The sequence below is a fragment of the Pseudomonas sp. UV AK001 genome, assembly GCF_046097675.1.
Lineage (GTDB): Bacteria > Pseudomonadota > Gammaproteobacteria > Pseudomonadales > Pseudomonadaceae > Aquipseudomonas > Aquipseudomonas kribbensis.
Genome location: NZ_JBJUVZ010000003.1, coordinates 367,347 through 382,195, shown reverse-complemented (window position 1 = coordinate 382,195; position 14,849 = coordinate 367,347). Strand labels below are relative to the sequence as shown.

The following is a 14,849-nucleotide window of genomic DNA, read 5'->3' as shown; positions in this document are numbered from 1 at the left end:
TCGAAGAAGGTTTCTCACAAGGCTAGATCCTCAGGTGTGAATGTCATCTTGAATGAACGATACGGAGCGAAATCGCTCGGCTTCATTCCCTGCATTTCCGTCAAACGTCCAATATTCTTGACCGCCGCCACTGCCGAAGCATCGAACGGACCGTCGCCACTGGACTTGGCCACGCTGACCGTAGTCACCGTACCGTCCGGCAACATGCCGATCTGCAGTACAACCGTCATGCCTTTGCGTGCCGAAGGAGGACGTGCCCAACCTTCCGCTGCCCGCGCACGAATCAAGTCATCGAAGCTGCCTGCGGTTTCGTCACCACGTTCATCCGCCAAAGCCTGCTGACGTTCGGTCTTGTCGGACAGCAGGTCGGCCAGAGCCTGGGCCTTCTTGTCCTCGACCGACTTGCGTGCCGCGTCCTGCGCTTTCTTTTTCGCAGCATCGGCAGCAGCTTTCTTCTTGGCTTCATCGGCGACTTTCTTCTTCGCCTCTTCAGCCTCGGCTTTCTTCTTGGCGTCTTCGGCGGCTTTCTTCTTCGCGTCTTCGACGATTTTCTTCTTGGCTTCTTCAGCGGCCTCTTTCTTGGCCTCTTCTTCAGCAGCCTTCTTGGCTTCTTCTTCAGCTTTCTTCTTGGCTATATCAGCCAATTGTTTCTCTTCTGCCTTCTTGGCTTCGGCGGCTTTCTTCGCGTCTTCAGCTTTCTTGGCCTCGTCGGCCTTCTTCGCCTGCTCCGCTTTCTTCGCCTCATCGGCCTTCTTGGCTTCCTCGGCCTTTTGAGCCGCTTCTTCTTTCTTTTGTTCCGCAGCCTTCACCGCTTCCTGCTCGACCTTTTTCTGCTCCATCTGCTCGACTTCGGTCTGGCGCGCGGCGGATTTCTTCGCCTCACCCGCAATCTTCTGATTGGTCTGGGTGGTTGCCTGACTTTTCGATTTCAGCTGGTAAAGGGTCGCCTGGACAATCGGCTTGGCCGGCGGCAGCTCCGGTGTCATGGCGAAACTGACGAACAGCATGCCGAACACCAGCACGTGCAAGCCAATCGCCCAGACACTGGGCCAGAAGTAGCTTTCCGAGGCGGACGGCTCTCGCTGTTGCTGCATCAGGGGGCCTCGGTGATCAAGCCAACATTACCGACCCCGGCTTTCTGCAACCCGCCCATGGCGCCCATGACGGAGCCATAATCGACGGACTTGTCGCCACGGATGAAGACCTGGGTACGCTTGCCGCCTTCAGTGCCGGCGCGGATGATCTTGGTCACCGCGTCAGTCATCTGTGGCAGGGTCATGGCCCGGTCCTGTTGCTTCTCGGTGTCGACTTCGCTGCCAAGGTTCCAGTAGTAGGTCTTGTCAGCCTTGATCGAAATGGTCAGCACCTGGGTGTTGTTGTCCTGCGGCAAGGCTTCGCTGGAAACCTTGGGCAGATCCACTTTCACGCCCTGATTGAGCATCGGCGCAGTCACCATGAAGATGACCAGCAGCACCAGCATCACGTCGATGTAAGGCACTACGTTCATCTCGGCGACCGGCTTGCGCTTGTGTCGGGCTCGAGTGATTAAAGCCATCGGGAAATACCTGCTTATTCTTCGCTGGTGTGCACTTTGCGGTGCAGGATCGCCTGGAATTCATCGGCGAAGGTGTAGTAGCGGCTCAGCAAGGTTTCGCTGCGGGCAGAGAAACGGTTGTAAGCGATAACGGCCGGGATCGCGGCGAACAGGCCGATCGCGGTGGCGATCAGGGCTTCGGCGATGCCTGGAGCCACAGTGGCCAGAGTGGCCTGTTGTGCGCTGGCCAGACCGCGGAAGGAGTTCATGATCCCCCAGACGGTACCGAACAGACCGATGTACGGGCTGACCGAACCTACGGTGGCGAGGAATGGCAGGCTCTGCTCGAGTTTTTCTTCCTCGCGGGAGATGGCAACACGCATGGCACGGGCCACGCCTTCCATCACTGCTTCAGGATCGACACCCGGCTGCTGGCGCAGACGCGAGAACTCCTTGAAACCGGCACGGAAGATCTGCTCGACGCCCGAATCCGGATCCGGGTTGCTGCCGGCCTGACGATAGAGTTTGGACAGATCGATACCCGACCAGAAGCGCTCCTCGAAGCTCTCCAGGGCACGTCGACCGGCGCGCAGCAGATTGCTGCGCTGAAAGATCATGATCCATGAGGTCACCGATGCGGCTACCAGGGTCAACATTACCAACTGCACCACGATGCTGGCATTGCTGACCAGGCTCCACATGGAGGAATGGTCGACGACGTTAGCTTCCACGCTTTATCTCCTGCTTCAAGTGTGTACCCGTGCCGACCGCGTCGGCGAAAGCCGCACGCAAGTCTTCGGGAAGGGCCCGGGGTTTCAAACTGTTAGTGCGCACACAGGCCACCAGAAACTGCCCCTCACAGAGCAGCACATTATCCGTTGCCCGCCTGACCTGCTGTCGAAAGCGCAGGCTGGCACGGTTCAATTCGATTACATCAGCGCTTACCAGCAGCTCGTCGTCCAGTCGCGCCGGCGCGTGATAACGCGCTTCGCTGGAGTGCACGACGAACAACAGGTCCTCCCCTGCCAGCGCCGACTGGGCAAAGCCCAGCTCCCGGAGCCGCTCGGTTCGAGCCCGTTCCATAAACTTGAGGTAATTAACGTAATACACGATGCCGCCCGCATCGGTGTCCTCGTAATAAACGCGACAACGATGTGCGAACGGCTCAAGCCCGTTTTGCGCGCGCATACTCTAGTGCTTACTCCTCGGGTTGCCAATCCGGCCAGGCAACTGTTTTTCATAGTTCGAAGGCTTTACCGCAAAAGTACCGTCCTGAGACAGTACAAACGCTGAATAAATCGCCAATAAATGTGTATCAATCGTCCACGGCATCGAGAAACTCGTCTGCCACGGGCATTTCGCCCATTCGTGACGGAATGTTTAAACCAAAATGCAGATACGCGTGCCGGGTCACCACCCTGCCCCGCGGCGTACGCATGATGTAGCCCTGCTGAATCAGATACGGCTCCAGAACGTCTTCGATGGTGTGGCGCTCTTCACTGATCGCGGCCGCCAGGCTGTCGATGCCAACGGGCCCGCCATCGAACTTCTCGATCATGGTCAACAGCAATCGCCGGTCCTGATGATCGAAGCCATGTTCATCGACATCCAGCAGATTCAGTGCCAGGTCGGCAACGGATTTGGTGATATGCCCCTTGGCCCGGACTTCAGCGAAATCCCGCACCCGGCGCAACAGTCGGTTGGCGATTCGCGGAGTGCCACGGGCACGACGGGCAATCTCGAAAGAGCCTTCCGGGTCCAGCGGCAGGCCGAGAATGTTCGCCGAACGACTGACAATCGTCGCCAGGTCGGCGGTGCTGTAGAACTCGAGACGCTGGACAATACCGAAACGGTCGCGCAACGGATTGGTCAACATCCCCGCCCGTGTAGTCGCGCCAACGAGGGTGAACGGCGGCAGATCGAGCTTGATCGAACGCGCCGCCGGCCCCTCACCGATCATGATGTCGAGCTGGAAGTCTTCCATCGCCGGGTACAGCACTTCTTCGACGATCGGCGACAGACGATGGATTTCATCGATGAACAACACATCGTGGGGTTCAAGGTTGGTCAACAGCGCGGCCAGATCCCCCGGCCGCTCGAGCACCGGGCCTGATGTGCTCTTGATCGACACGCCCATTTCCTGGGCAATGATGTTGGCCAGGGTGGTCTTGCCCAGCCCCGGCGGGCCGAAGATCAGGGTGTGGTCGAGGGATTCGCTACGGCCACGGGCGGCCTGGATAAACAGTTCCATCTGCTCGCGAACGGTCGGCTGGCCAATGTATTCGGCCAGACTGACGGGACGTATCGCCCGATCCTGGACTTCTTCGCGCTCACGCGGACTGTGCGTGGCGGCGATCAGACGATCAGCTTCAATCACTTAAATCATTCCCTTCAGGGCGCGTCGGATCATGTCTTCACTGCTCAAGCCTTTCTCCTTGATCGCGGAAATCGCCTTGCTCGCTTCCTGTGGCTTGTAGCCCAGGGAAATCAGCGCGCTGACCGCGTCGTTCTCGGCGGTGTTGACCGGTGCCGGGCCGTCCGGCTGGTTCGGTACCAGCGCAAACATGGCCGGCGAGGTTTCCCATGCCTTGAAGCGGTCCTTGAGTTCGACCAGCAGACGCTCGGCGGTTTTCTTGCCCACACCCGGCACTTTGGTCAGCGCCGAGGTGTCCTGAGACTGCACGCAACGGATCAGCTCATCGACTTCCAGGCTCGACATCAAGGCCAGGGCCAGTTTCGGACCCACACCATTGAGACGGATCAACTCGCGAAAAAAGTCTCGCTCACGCTTGCCAGCGAAACCATAGAGTAACTGCGCGTCTTCGCGTACGACCAAATGGGTGTGCAAGGTCAGCGGTTCACCGACCGACGGCAGGCGATACAGGGTGGTCATGGGCACTTCCAGCTCATACCCGAGGCCGTTTACATCCAGAATCAGGTGCGGCGGCTGTTTTTCAGCGAGGGTGCCGCGCAAGCGTCCAATCACGTTTCAGATCCTTGAGCGTTGGCCAGCCGTGGGCTGGCGACAAAACGGAATACGGATTCGGGCCGACGACCCAGGCACAAAATCCGTATACCGGAAAAATGATTGCTGATGCTATCAGAGACGCAGGCGCCCGCCACGACTGCGTGCGGTTCCCAGACCGTGAGGCAACAGGCTGGAACGTGTATGCGCATGGCAAATGGCAATGGCCAAGGCGTCCGAGGCATCGATTTGTGGCTTGCTGGTCAGTTTGAGCATGTGCATGACCATCATCTGCACCTGTTCCTTATTGGCTGCACCGGTGCCAACCACGGCCTGCTTGACCTGGGTTGCCGTGTACTCGGCAATTTCCAGACTCTCTTCGGCCCCCGCAACGATCGCGGCCCCACGGGCCTGCCCGAGCTTCAGCGCCGAATCGGCGTTTTTCGCCATGAACACCTTTTCGATGCCCATGGTCACCGGACCGTAGGTCTGGATGATTTCCCGCACGCCGCGATAGACGATCTGCAGACGCTCATGCAACTCGCCGGCGCCGGTACGAATGCAGCCGGAAGCCACGTAGACACAATCACGCCCGGTATCGCGTACCACGCCATATCCGGTGATGCGCGAACCGGGGTCGATACCAAGAATTAAAGTCATAAGCCTGCAGATTCGAAAAAACACAAAAACAAATGTGGGAGATTCCATGTTCGAGATGAACCCTCAAACCTGGAATCTCCCACATTGAAGCCTAGCCGTTATCAGCCGAGCTGAGCCGCCACGTCTTCCGGAATGTCGGCATTGGAATAGACGTTCTGCACGTCATCCAGATCCTCGAGCATGTCGATCAGCTTGAGCACCTTCTCCGCACCTTCCAGATCCAGTTCGGCGCTGGTGGTCGGCTGCATGACGATTTCCGCGTCATCACCCTTGAAACCGGCCGCTTCCAGCGCGTTTCGCACGGCGTAGAAACTGGTGAACGAGGTGAACACGTCGATCGAGCCGTCCTCATGAGTGACCACGTCGTCGGCATCGGCTTCCAGCGCCGCTTCGGTCAGCGCATCTTCGTCGACACCCGGGGCGAAGCTGATCTGGCCCTTGCGTTCGAACAGGTAGGCCACCGAACCGTCGGTACCGAGGTTGCCGCCACATTTGCTGAACGCATGGCGCACGGCTGCGGCGGTACGGTTGCGGTTGTCGGTCATGCACTCGACCATCACCGCCACGCCACCCGGGCCGTAACCTTCGTAGGTCAGCTCTTCAACGTTGTCCGCTTCGGTCGCGCCAGCACCACGGGCCACCGCACGATCGATGATGTCGCGACTCATGTTGGCGCCCAGAGCCTTGTCCAGGGCCAGACGCAGACGCGGGTTGGAACCCGGATCGCCACCGCCCTGACGGGCCGCAACGGTCAGTTCACGGATCCACTTGGTGAAGATCTTGCCTCGTTTGGCATCCTGACGTTCTTTGCGGTGCTTGATGTTCGCCCACTTGGAATGACCTGCCATATCTCGCTCCGAATTCTCTTTGAAACGTTGCCCGCCGCGCACATCGCACAGCCAGCAAACAAAAAATCTCGACCTGCTCTCTATAGAAAGAAAAAAGGCGCATCCGAAGATGCGCCTTCAGGCCCGTCTTACTCAGCCTTTGGTGTTTCGCGCAAACGAATGTGCAGTTCGCGCAGTGCCTTGGCATCCACGACACCCGGCGCCTGCGTCATCACGTCGGCAGCACTCTGGGTTTTCGGGAAGGCGATCACTTCACGGATCGACTGGGCACCGGTCATCAGCATCACCAGACGGTCCAGACCGAAGGCCAGACCACCGTGCGGCGGCGCACCGTACTTCAGCGCATCGAGCAGGAAGCCGAACTTCTCTTCCTGTTCCGCTTCGTTGATGCCCAGCAGACGGAATACCGCTTGCTGCATCTCTTTGCGGTGGATACGGATCGAACCGCCACCCAGCTCGGTGCCGTTCAGAACCATGTCATAGGCACGGGACAGCGCACCAGCCGGGTTGGCTTCGAGCTCTTCCGGGGTGCACTTCGGCGCGGTGAACGGGTGGTGCAGAGCGGAGAAGCTGCCGTCGTCGTTCTCTTCGAACATCGGGAAGTCGACGACCCACATCGGTGCCCATTCACAGGTCAGCAGCTTCAGGTCGTGACCGAGCTTGATACGCAGCGCGCCCAGGGCTTCGCTGACGATCTTGGCCTTGTCGGCGCCGAAGAACACGATGTCGCCGTCGACTGCACCGACGCGATCGAGGATCACGTTCAGGTTGGCTTCCGGGATGTTTTTCACGATCGGCGATTGCAGACCTTCAACACCGGCAGCACGCTCGTTGACCTTGATGTACGCCAGGCCCTTGGCACCGTAGATGCCGACGAACTTGGTGTAGTCGTCGATCTGCTTGCGCGGCATGCTCGCCCCGCCTGGAACGCGCAGTGCGGCGATACGGCATTTCGGGTCGTTGGCCGGGCCGCTGAACACCTTGAAATCGACTTCTTTCAGCTGATCGGCTACGTCGACCAGTTCCAGCGGGTTACGCAGGTCCGGCTTGTCGGAACCGTAACGGCGCATGGCTTCTTCGAAAGTCATGTGCGGGAATTCACCGAATTCCAGATCCAGCACTTCCTTGAACAGGTTGCGGATCATGCCTTCGGTCAGGCCCATGATGTCTTTTTCGTCGAGGAAGCTGGTCTCGATGTCGATCTGAGTGAACTCAGGCTGACGGTCGGCACGCAGGTCTTCGTCGCGGAAGCACTTGGCGATCTGGTAGTAACGGTCGAAGCCGGCGACCATCAGCAGTTGCTTGAACAGCTGAGGCGATTGCGGCAGTGCGAAGAACGAACCGGCGTGAGTACGGCTCGGTACGAGGTAGTCACGCGCGCCTTCCGGAGTAGCGCGGGTCAGGATCGGCGTTTCCACGTCGAGGAAGCCGTTCTCGTCGAGGTAGCGACGGATGCTGGTGGTCATGCGCGAACGCAGACGCAGCTTCTCGGCCATTTCCGGACGACGCAGGTCGAGGAAGCGATAGCGCAAGCGGGTTTCTTCACCGACGTCGGAGAACTCGTTCAGCGGGAACGGCGGGGTTTCCGACTCGTTCAGCACTTCCAGTTCGTAGCCCAGGACTTCGATCATGCCCGACGCCATGTTGGCGTTGGTGGCACCGGCCGGACGCAGACGCACCTTGCCGGTGATCTTCACGACGTATTCGCTGCGCACGCGATCGGCGGCGGCGAAGCTCTCGGCGCGATCCGGATCGAAGACCACCTGGGCCAGACCGTCACGATCACGGATATCGAGGAAAATCACCCCGCCGTGGTCGCGGCGACGGTGAACCCATCCGCAAAGGGTAATTTCCTGGCCTTCCAGGCTTTCGTTCAGTTGGCCGCAATAATGGCTGCGCATCATGGTAGTGGTTTCGCTTCTCGTAATTCGAAATTCGGTGGAGATCCGCCGCACTCAAGCTCTGTGCGACCGGTGGATGCTCGCGCGTGTCGTAAGACCTGGGCCTGAACCCTAGTCAGATTTGTCGCCACCGGCCAGATTCTTCTTCGCGCCGGTCTTGAAATCGGTTTCGTACCAACCGCTGCCGCTGAGGCGAAAGCCTGGCATGGACAGCTGTTTCCTGAGCTCTGGTGCCTGACAGGCAGGGCAATCGACCAGCGGTGCATCACTGATCTTTTGAATGGCTTCCAACTGATGACCACAGGAAGCACATTGGTAATCGTACATCGGCATGGAGTTGTCTCGGCGATCAGATTGCCAGCTCCCGCAGGGCGGTGTGGCGAAAGAGCGGGATTATATCCATTAAATGCGGCCTGTGCAGCCGGAAGACTGCACGGGCCGCCCGGTCACTGGCAACCCCCGACGGTCACCGGGGCATCCCGCAGGCCGTGCACGACACACACCACCCGCACCAGACCGCTGAAGTTCTTCACCCCCCCGTGACGCAAGTGCACCTCGCGATCGACACGGGACAGCAAGGTGCCGACCGAACAGCAATTATCCTCGGCCATACGGCCCAGAATATTCCAGTAGACCTGCTCCAGCCGCATGCAGGTCGCAAACCCGTTCAAGCGCACCGACCGGGCCAAGGGCCGGATCAATGCCATGTCGAACTCTTCAAGAAACGGCGCCACGGCCCTGTCCTGCCGCGAGCCGATGATGATTCCACTTCGCCTGTCTCCAACTTCCATATCGTTGACACTCCTTTGCCATCTCTGCTTGTTGCCAAGGCAACATCCTGTGACCTCATTAAAAGCGCAGGGACAAAGACATGGCCAGACGACTTTTTGACCGTCCTCGTAGGATAAGCCAACAGAAAAGGGAGGATCATGGACCAGCGAAGTGCTTTCCTCGCATCCTACAAGCGCGAGTGCTTTTTCCTCGCCAGGACGGGCGCACGGCCTACAATTCGTGGCCGTGCGCCACGGGCGATCAGGCTTCGAGCAGCGCCCTGAGCATCCACGCGGTTTTCTCGTGGACTTGCATGCGCTGAGTCAGAAGATCAGCCGTCGGCTCGTCACTGACCTTATCCAGCAGCGGGAAAATCCCCCGCGCCGTGCGAGTGACCGCTTCCTGGCCTTCGACCAGTTGTTTGATCATGTCTTCGGCACTCGGCACGCCCACCTCTTCTTTAATAGAGGAAAGACGCGCGTAAGTCGCATAGGCACCCGGCGCAGGGAAACCCAGGGCGCGGATGCGTTCGGCGATCGAATCCACGGCCAGCGCCAGTTCGTTGTATTGCTCCTCGAACATCAGGTGCAGGGTCCGGAACATTGGCCCGGTGACGTTCCAGTGGAAGTTGTGGGTCTTCAGATAGAGCACGTAGGTGTCCGACAGCAGACGCGACAGCCCTTCGACGATGGATTTGCGGTCTTCTTCACTGATACCGATATCGATTGCCATGCTTACCCCCTAACGGCGATTGAATTCATCCAGCAGGTGTCGGTTCACTGTAGCAAGGCCTCCCTCCCATGGCAGCCCCCGTATCGACCCGATAGAGGCGACAAATCGCCCCACGCATGCCGCTGGCCGGCGTGATTTGAGTAGCCGCAGGCTTTGCTGTTAAATAGGCAGTGTGTCGCTATGCCCTGTTTTCCGGGCGTTGCGCATAGGCTGATGCCGGGCACGTGTCCAACGCCTCTTATTGTTTCGAAGCGAACCGTGCGCCTTCAGCTCTTCCTTGTGAGCCGTCATAACGTGAGTCAATAAAAATGTTGAAAATCGTCCACCTGCTAATGGGCGCAGCGGCGTTGCTGCTGTCGTTCATACCCAGCTTGAAATCCGAAGCCGTTCCTTACCTGCAACAACCCGATGCACTTTACCTGGCCTTTTTCGGCCTGCTGAACCTGGTCATTGCCCCGGTGATCCCTTACTGGAACAAAGGCCCGCGCCAGCATCTGCAAAATCTGGTCAGCGCACTGCTGGTGCTGACCGTCGTCCTGCAAACCCTGACCCTGATCGCGCCGATGCCCGTCATCGCCGGCCAGCCAGCCGTGCTGTTCAGCCTGGTGATCGCCCTGGTCGCCGTGGTCCTGCACCTGGCCGTCAGCTTCTACAAATCCTCACCGGCCGCCGCCGCGCAAAGCTACGACATGAGCAACCGCGATACCGGCACCGTCAAGTGGTTCAACACCTCCAAGGGCTTCGGCTTTATCTCCCGGGATTCCGGCGATGATATTTTCGTGCACTTTCGCGCCATCCGTGGCGAAGGCCACCGCGTCCTGGTCGAAGGCCAGCGCGTGGAGTTCTCGGTAATGAACCGTGACAAAGGCCTGCAAGCCGAAGACGTGATCGCCGCCCTGCCGCGTCGCTGATCCAGAACGAAAAAACCGCGAACAGCCTGGCTGCTCGCGGTTTTTTATTGCCCTTGCGAAATACGCAAACTCAGTAGTGCGGCGGCGGTGCGTCTTCCTCAAAGGACCCGAACTGGCCGACCATTTCTTCCTGGCGCTTGAGCAGCGCGGCCATCTGCAATTGCAGACGCTCCACGACTCGCTGCTGCTCCACCAGCACATCGTTCAACGCCTGAATGGTGTCGTCCTGAAATGCCAGGCGACTTTCCAGTTCGGTAACGCGTTGTTCCAGGCTCATGATCAGCCCTCCAGAAACTTGAAATCTTCGTCCAGCACCAGGCGCAGACGCTCGCGGATCGCGGCCACTTGCTCGGCGCTGTAAGGTTTGGCCGGGTGCTTGCCCCAGACCGGAGCCGGCCACGCGGCGTCATCACGTTTGCGCACGATCACATGCATGTGCATCTGGCTGACGACGTTACCCAGGGTGGCAACGTTCATCTTGTCGGCATCGAACGAGTCCTTGAGCACCTCCGCCAAGGCCGTGGTTTCCTGCCACAGACGCTGCTGATCGGCGACATCCAATTGAAACAACTCGCTGATATCGTCGCGACGAGGCACCAGGATGAACCACGGGTAGTTGGCGTCGTTGGACAGCAGCAACCGGCAGAGCGGGAAGTCGCCGATGGTCAGCGTGTCCTGTTGAAGGCGTGAATCTAAAGCAAACACTGGGTGTACTCCCGGCTGGTCGACAATATTCAGCTTAGTGGGCCTGCCCGGTGGACGGCGCACTAAACGACAGGACGGCAGCATACCTTCGAATGCCCTGCCCTTCACGATGAAGCGGCGCCCCGCCATGGAACATTTCCGGCGATCACGCACCAGCACGAGCCCTACCGTGCCAGGCAACACGCCGAAATGACCGTGAGTCACTACCGCGTTCAGGGTCATGACAGGACTCAAGTGTTTGAATTCAGTACAGCCGGAAAAAATTTTTGCACCAAAACCGTACAGCGGGTCTACGCTCAATGGCTCGGGCATCCGCCAAATACTCACTGACAGGGTGAACCGGTAACGTTTTTGGTTGTCATGCGCAAAATCGAGCGAGGCAACACCAAGCGAGGAAGCGCGTCAACCCTGATCAAAAAGGGGCGCGCGAGCCCGCATTTACAAGGTTTTTACAGCCACAAGCGGGGCTCGGGAAAAATAACCGCATCAATTTTGCGGTTTGTGCACGCTTGTTGCATTCGTACTCATATGGGCTATGAGCCCGCCACGGGAAGTGGTGGTTCAAACCCCGAAAAAAACAGTGGCAGGGTTGCCCGATGGAGATTCAAGTGTTTTGCCAGGGACTCTTTTTTACCGATGCAAAAAGGCCCAGAAACAGCGATAAAGCTGTCAGTCCGGCTGCATGGGTACTGTGAATTTGCGACATCAACCAAGCCATTTGCGACAGCGTCGTAAAGAACATGAAAGGTTGTATGCGCAAGTATCGCCAACATTGTCGGCGTGATATAAGTTTGCGCCGACACAAAAAGAAAGAGCCGCCCAGATAATAAAACAGGTGGGACGGCAGTACTCTTCTAAAACCAAAGGAGCAAATCACGATGCGCGTGATGAAGTGGAGCATGATCGCACTGGCCGTTACAGCAGCCAGTACTCAGTTGGCTACGGCCGCACCGTTTGTTAGTGACCAGTCTGAAGCCAAAGGCTTTGTTGAAGACGCCAAACTGACCGAGACGTTGAAGAACTACTACTTCAACCGCGACAACAAGAACGGCGGCCACGACCAGAAAGACTGGACCCAGGGCTTCCTCGGCAACTTCACTTCCGGTTACACCCAAGGCACCGTAGGCGTCGGTATCGATGCATTCGGTTACCTGGCGGTCAAACTGGATGGCGGTGACGGCACCACCGGCACAGGCAACATGAGCCGCAGCAATACCGTCAAAGCCAACGGTTATGCCCATGATGTTGATGAAAGCCAAGGCAAGGCCGGCGCAGCCATCAAATTCCGCATCTCCAAAACCGAGCTGAAAATCGGCGACCAGCAGCCAACCACTGCTCCAGTGTTCGCTATCGGTGGTTCCCGTATCCTTCCGCAAACTGCCAGTGGCTTCCAGCTGCAGAGCAGCGAAGTCAAAGACCTCGATCTCGAAGCCGGTCACTTCTACTCGGCTACCAGCCAGGACAAGAACGCTCGTGATGGCGGCCTTTACGCCACCTACGCCGGCGTCGAAGCCAAGAACATCGACTACTTCGGTGGCAAATACGGCATCACTGACAACCTGACTGCATCGCTGTACGGCGCCAAGCTGCAAGACATCTGGAACCAGTACTACGCGAACGTGAACCTCACTACTCCATTCGGTGGTGACACTTCGCTGAACACCGACTTCAACATCTACCGCACCACCGATACCGGTAGCGCGAAAGCCGGTGACATCAGCAACACCGCATTCTCCCTGGCAACTGCCCTGTCGTTCCTGAAGGCACACACCTTCACCCTGGCCTTCCAGAAGGTCAACGGCGACACCCCGTTCGACTACATCGGCGTGGGCAAGAACAACCGTGGTGGCGACTCGATCTTCCTCGCCAACTCCATCCAGTACTCCGACTTTAACGGTGCAGGCGAGAAATCCCTGCAAGCCCGCTACGACCTGAAAATGGCCGAGTATGGCGTGCCTGGTCTGAGCTTCATGGTTCGTTACGTTAAAGGCTGGGATATCGACGGTACCCACACTCCAGCGGGTAGCGCTTACGCCGGCCTCTACGGTGAAGATGGCAAACACCACGAAACCAACTTTGAAGCCAAATATGTGGTTCAAAGCGGTCCGGCAAAAGACCTGTCCTTCCGTATTCGTCAAGCATGGCACGTTGCTAACGCTGATGAAGGCGAAGGCGACGTTAAAGAGTTCCGTCTGATCACCGAGTACCCACTGAACATCCTGTAATCGTCAGTGGTTAGTTTGGTTGAATGAAAAAGGCCCATCTTCGGATGGGCCTTTTTTTATTGCCTGTTGCGTGTAATACATGCCTGACCGATAAGTCAGGCAATTAATTAGCAACCTATCATTAAACCGCCGATTCCTGAACCACACGAATCACTCGTTGTGGAAACGGAATATCAATACCGGCTGTTTTCAAACGATCGCGGGACTGTTCGTTAAACATGAACATCACATCCCAGTAGTCTGCCGTCTTGACCCAGACACGCAACGAAACAGTGATCGAACTATCACCCAGCGTCGAAATGACAGCCTGTGGCGCCGGATCCTGCAGAACGCGATCATCTTTAGCCAGATCCAGCAGCACCTGACGGGCCTTTTGCAGATCGGCTTCGTAATCGACACCCACATCGAACACAACCTTGCGGGTTGGCTGACGGTTGGTGTTGGTGATGATGCCATTCGACAGATTGCCGTTCGGTACGATGATGGTCTTGTTGTCGCCGGTACGCAGTACGGTGTGGAAAATCTGGATGCTGTCGACAGTACCTGCCACGCCCTGCGCTTCGATCCAGTCACCGATACGGAACGGACGGAACAGCAGAATCAGCACGCCACCGGCGAAGTTCGCCAGGCTGCCCTGCAACGCCAGACCGATGGCCAGGCCGGCCGCACCGATCGCCGCGACGAACGAAGTGGTCTCGACACCGATCATCGACGCCACGCTGACGATCAACAGCACCTTGAGAATGATGTTGGCCAGGCTGCTGATGAAACCCTGCAGCGCCAGGTCGGCATTGCGCAGAGCCAGAAGACCACCGAGTTTTTGCGTGACCTTGTTGATCAGCCACCAGCCGATCGCCAGGGTAATCACCGCCAGCAGCACACGGCTGCCGTATTCCATGATCATCGGAATCCACGCCTGGGACGCCTTGACCAGGTTGTCTACCTCAGCATTCAAATCCATCTTTTATCTCCTGATTGCCGGCTTCCCGGGCTGAAAAAATCAGCGGCAGAACGATCGGGCCTGTGGGGGCTCAATCGTTTCTGCCGCTGCTTGGGCCTCGGACGCTGAAAACGCCGAGAGGTTCCCGACTCGGATGGCTCAGTCGCGGAAGTTGTTGAATTGCAGTGGCATGCCGAATTCCTTGGCACGCAGGGCAGCGATGGCTTCCTGCAGATCGTCACGCTTCTTGCCGGTGACACGTACCTGCTCGCCCTGAATGGCAGCCTGCACCTTGAGCTTGGCTTCCTTGATGTGGCCGACGATCTTCTTCGCCAGTTCCTTGTCGATGCCTTCCTTCAGAACGGCGTCCTGCTTCATCAGCTTGCCCGAGGCGAAAGAGTCTTTGACCTCGAGGCACTGCACGTCAATCTTGCGCTTGACCAGGGCCAGCTTGAGGATCTCGATCATCGCTTCCAGCTGGAAATCGGCTTCAGCGGTCAGGTGGACGGTCAGGTCCTTTTCCTTGTATTCGAAGCTGCCCTTGCCTTTCAGGTCATAACGACGATCGAGTTCCTTCACGGCGTTCTCGACCGCGTTGGTGAGTTCGTGTTTGTCCAGTTCGGATACCACGTCGAACGACGGCATGTAATCTCTCCA

The 14,849-nt window shown here is 58.0% G+C and carries 18 protein-coding genes; 2 read left to right on the top strand and 16 right to left on the bottom strand.

The genetic code is table 11. The features are described 5' to 3' along the window. Positions 1 to 14: 14 nt before the first annotated feature. The 12 genes from tolA to ACKLNA_RS12625 all read right to left on the bottom strand — a co-directional run bounded on the left by tolA (position 15) and on the right by ACKLNA_RS12625 (position 9,411). Positions 15 to 1,094: a cell envelope integrity protein TolA gene (tolA, locus tag ACKLNA_RS12680; RefSeq protein ID WP_085709625.1), complete on the bottom strand. Its 1,080-nt coding sequence runs from the start codon at positions 1,092 to 1,094 to the stop codon at positions 15 to 17. After that, complete coding sequence (gene tolR, locus ACKLNA_RS12675) at positions 1,094 to 1,546, bottom strand: protein TolR (protein WP_162803534.1); 453 nt, start codon at positions 1,544 to 1,546, stop codon at positions 1,094 to 1,096. The genes tolA and tolR overlap by 1 nt, the downstream gene beginning before the upstream one ends. Before the next feature lie 23 nt (positions 1,547 to 1,569). Continuing rightward, on the bottom strand, positions 1,570 to 2,265 hold the full coding sequence (gene tolQ, locus ACKLNA_RS12670; RefSeq protein WP_007912733.1) for a protein TolQ: 696 nt from the start codon (positions 2,263 to 2,265) through the stop codon (positions 1,570 to 1,572). Next, positions 2,255 to 2,722, bottom strand: a complete 468-nt coding sequence (gene ybgC / locus ACKLNA_RS12665; RefSeq protein WP_085709624.1) for a tol-pal system-associated acyl-CoA thioesterase — start codon at positions 2,720 to 2,722, stop codon at positions 2,255 to 2,257. The genes tolQ and ybgC overlap by 11 nt, the downstream gene beginning before the upstream one ends. Before the next feature lie 127 nt (positions 2,723 to 2,849). Beyond that, a complete protein-coding gene (gene ruvB / locus ACKLNA_RS12660) occupies positions 2,850 to 3,911 on the bottom strand; it encodes a Holliday junction branch migration DNA helicase RuvB (protein WP_085709623.1) in 1,062 nt (353 codons plus the stop codon). Further along, complete coding sequence (ruvA, locus tag ACKLNA_RS12655; RefSeq protein WP_007951205.1) at positions 3,912 to 4,520, bottom strand: Holliday junction branch migration protein RuvA; 609 nt, start codon at positions 4,518 to 4,520, stop codon at positions 3,912 to 3,914. A 114-nt stretch (positions 4,521 to 4,634) separates the two neighbouring features. Next, a complete protein-coding gene (gene ruvC / locus ACKLNA_RS12650; protein WP_408986050.1) occupies positions 4,635 to 5,159 on the bottom strand; it encodes a crossover junction endodeoxyribonuclease RuvC in 525 nt (174 codons plus the stop codon). A gap of 101 nt (positions 5,160 to 5,260) precedes the next feature. Then, positions 5,261 to 6,007 (bottom strand): YebC/PmpR family DNA-binding transcriptional regulator, encoded by a 747-nt coding sequence (locus ACKLNA_RS12645; RefSeq protein WP_085709622.1) that lies wholly within the window; start codon positions 6,005 to 6,007, stop codon positions 5,261 to 5,263. A gap of 128 nt (positions 6,008 to 6,135) precedes the next feature. Then, the gene (gene aspS, locus ACKLNA_RS12640) at positions 6,136 to 7,911 is read right to left on the bottom strand and encodes an aspartate--tRNA ligase (protein ID WP_085709621.1); all 1,776 of its coding nucleotides are present in this window, start codon (positions 7,909 to 7,911) and stop codon (positions 6,136 to 6,138) included. A gap of 108 nt (positions 7,912 to 8,019) precedes the next feature. Then, complete coding sequence (locus tag ACKLNA_RS12635) at positions 8,020 to 8,241, bottom strand: FmdB family zinc ribbon protein (protein ID WP_065258528.1); 222 nt, start codon at positions 8,239 to 8,241, stop codon at positions 8,020 to 8,022. A 113-nt stretch (positions 8,242 to 8,354) separates the two neighbouring features. Continuing rightward, complete coding sequence (locus ACKLNA_RS12630) at positions 8,355 to 8,699, bottom strand: ribbon-helix-helix domain-containing protein (protein WP_248742554.1); 345 nt, start codon at positions 8,697 to 8,699, stop codon at positions 8,355 to 8,357. Between the two features lie 241 nt (positions 8,700 to 8,940). Then, entirely contained in the window at positions 8,941 to 9,411 is a 471-nt protein-coding gene (locus ACKLNA_RS12625) for a Dps family protein (protein WP_039766007.1), read from the bottom strand. 308 nt (positions 9,412 to 9,719) lie between these two features. Between ACKLNA_RS12625 and ACKLNA_RS12620 the strand changes: the two genes are divergently transcribed. Further along, positions 9,720 to 10,322 carry a cold-shock protein gene (locus ACKLNA_RS12620; RefSeq protein WP_114885073.1) on the top strand — a complete coding sequence of 201 codons (603 nt, stop codon included), beginning with the start codon at positions 9,720 to 9,722 and terminating at the stop codon, positions 10,320 to 10,322. 70 nt (positions 10,323 to 10,392) lie between these two features. On the opposite strand, the gene ACKLNA_RS12615 is transcribed toward ACKLNA_RS12620, so the two are convergent. Continuing rightward, positions 10,393 to 10,599, bottom strand: a complete 207-nt coding sequence (locus ACKLNA_RS12615; protein ID WP_248742555.1) for a SlyX family protein — start codon at positions 10,597 to 10,599, stop codon at positions 10,393 to 10,395. Positions 10,600 to 10,601: 2 nt separating this feature from the next. Then, complete coding sequence (locus ACKLNA_RS12610; RefSeq protein WP_085709617.1) at positions 10,602 to 11,027, bottom strand: HIT domain-containing protein; 426 nt, start codon at positions 11,025 to 11,027, stop codon at positions 10,602 to 10,604. An 878-nt stretch (positions 11,028 to 11,905) separates the two neighbouring features. Here ACKLNA_RS12610 and ACKLNA_RS12605 point away from each other — a divergent pair. After that, positions 11,906 to 13,252: an OprD family porin gene (locus ACKLNA_RS12605; RefSeq protein WP_408986049.1), complete on the top strand. Its 1,347-nt coding sequence runs from the start codon at positions 11,906 to 11,908 to the stop codon at positions 13,250 to 13,252. Positions 13,253 to 13,373: 121 nt separating this feature from the next. Here the strand turns inward: ACKLNA_RS12605 and ACKLNA_RS12600 are convergent, their stop codons facing one another. Next, positions 13,374 to 14,213 (bottom strand): mechanosensitive ion channel family protein, encoded by an 840-nt coding sequence (locus ACKLNA_RS12600; protein WP_007951217.1) that lies wholly within the window; start codon positions 14,211 to 14,213, stop codon positions 13,374 to 13,376. Between the two features lie 138 nt (positions 14,214 to 14,351). Then, positions 14,352 to 14,837, bottom strand: coding sequence for a YajQ family cyclic di-GMP-binding protein (locus ACKLNA_RS12595; RefSeq protein WP_011335651.1), 486 nt, complete (start codon positions 14,835 to 14,837; stop codon positions 14,352 to 14,354). Between the last annotated feature and the right edge of the window lie 12 nt (positions 14,838 to 14,849).

Coding starts and splice junctions, on each gene's coding strand:
- tolA (WP_085709625.1), bottom strand. CDS start 1,094: ATGCAGCAACAGCGAGAGCCGTCCGCCTCGGAAAGCTACTTCTGGCCC.
- ybgC (WP_085709624.1), bottom strand. CDS start 2,722: ATGCGCGCGCAAAACGGGCTTGAGCCGTTCGCACATCGTTGTCGCGTT.
- ruvC (WP_408986050.1), bottom strand. CDS start 5,159: ATGACTTTAATTCTTGGTATCGACCCCGGTTCGCGCATCACCGGATAT.
- ACKLNA_RS12645 (WP_085709622.1), bottom strand. CDS start 6,007: ATGGCAGGTCATTCCAAGTGGGCGAACATCAAGCACCGCAAAGAACGT.
- aspS (WP_085709621.1), bottom strand. CDS start 7,911: ATGATGCGCAGCCATTATTGCGGCCAACTGAACGAAAGCCTGGAAGGC.
- ACKLNA_RS12635 (WP_065258528.1), bottom strand. CDS start 8,241: ATGCCGATGTACGATTACCAATGTGCTTCCTGTGGTCATCAGTTGGAA.
- ACKLNA_RS12630 (WP_248742554.1), bottom strand. CDS start 8,699: ATGGAAGTTGGAGACAGGCGAAGTGGAATCATCATCGGCTCGCGGCAG.
- ACKLNA_RS12625 (WP_039766007.1), bottom strand. CDS start 9,411: ATGGCAATCGATATCGGTATCAGTGAAGAAGACCGCAAATCCATCGTC.
- ACKLNA_RS12620 (WP_114885073.1), top strand. CDS start 9,720: ATGTTGAAAATCGTCCACCTGCTAATGGGCGCAGCGGCGTTGCTGCTG.
- ACKLNA_RS12615 (WP_248742555.1), bottom strand. CDS start 10,599: ATGAGCCTGGAACAACGCGTTACCGAACTGGAAAGTCGCCTGGCATTT.
- ACKLNA_RS12605 (WP_408986049.1), top strand. CDS start 11,906: ATGCGCGTGATGAAGTGGAGCATGATCGCACTGGCCGTTACAGCAGCC.
- ACKLNA_RS12600 (WP_007951217.1), bottom strand. CDS start 14,213: ATGGATTTGAATGCTGAGGTAGACAACCTGGTCAAGGCGTCCCAGGCG.
- ACKLNA_RS12595 (WP_011335651.1), bottom strand. CDS start 14,837: ATGCCGTCGTTCGACGTGGTATCCGAACTGGACAAACACGAACTCACC.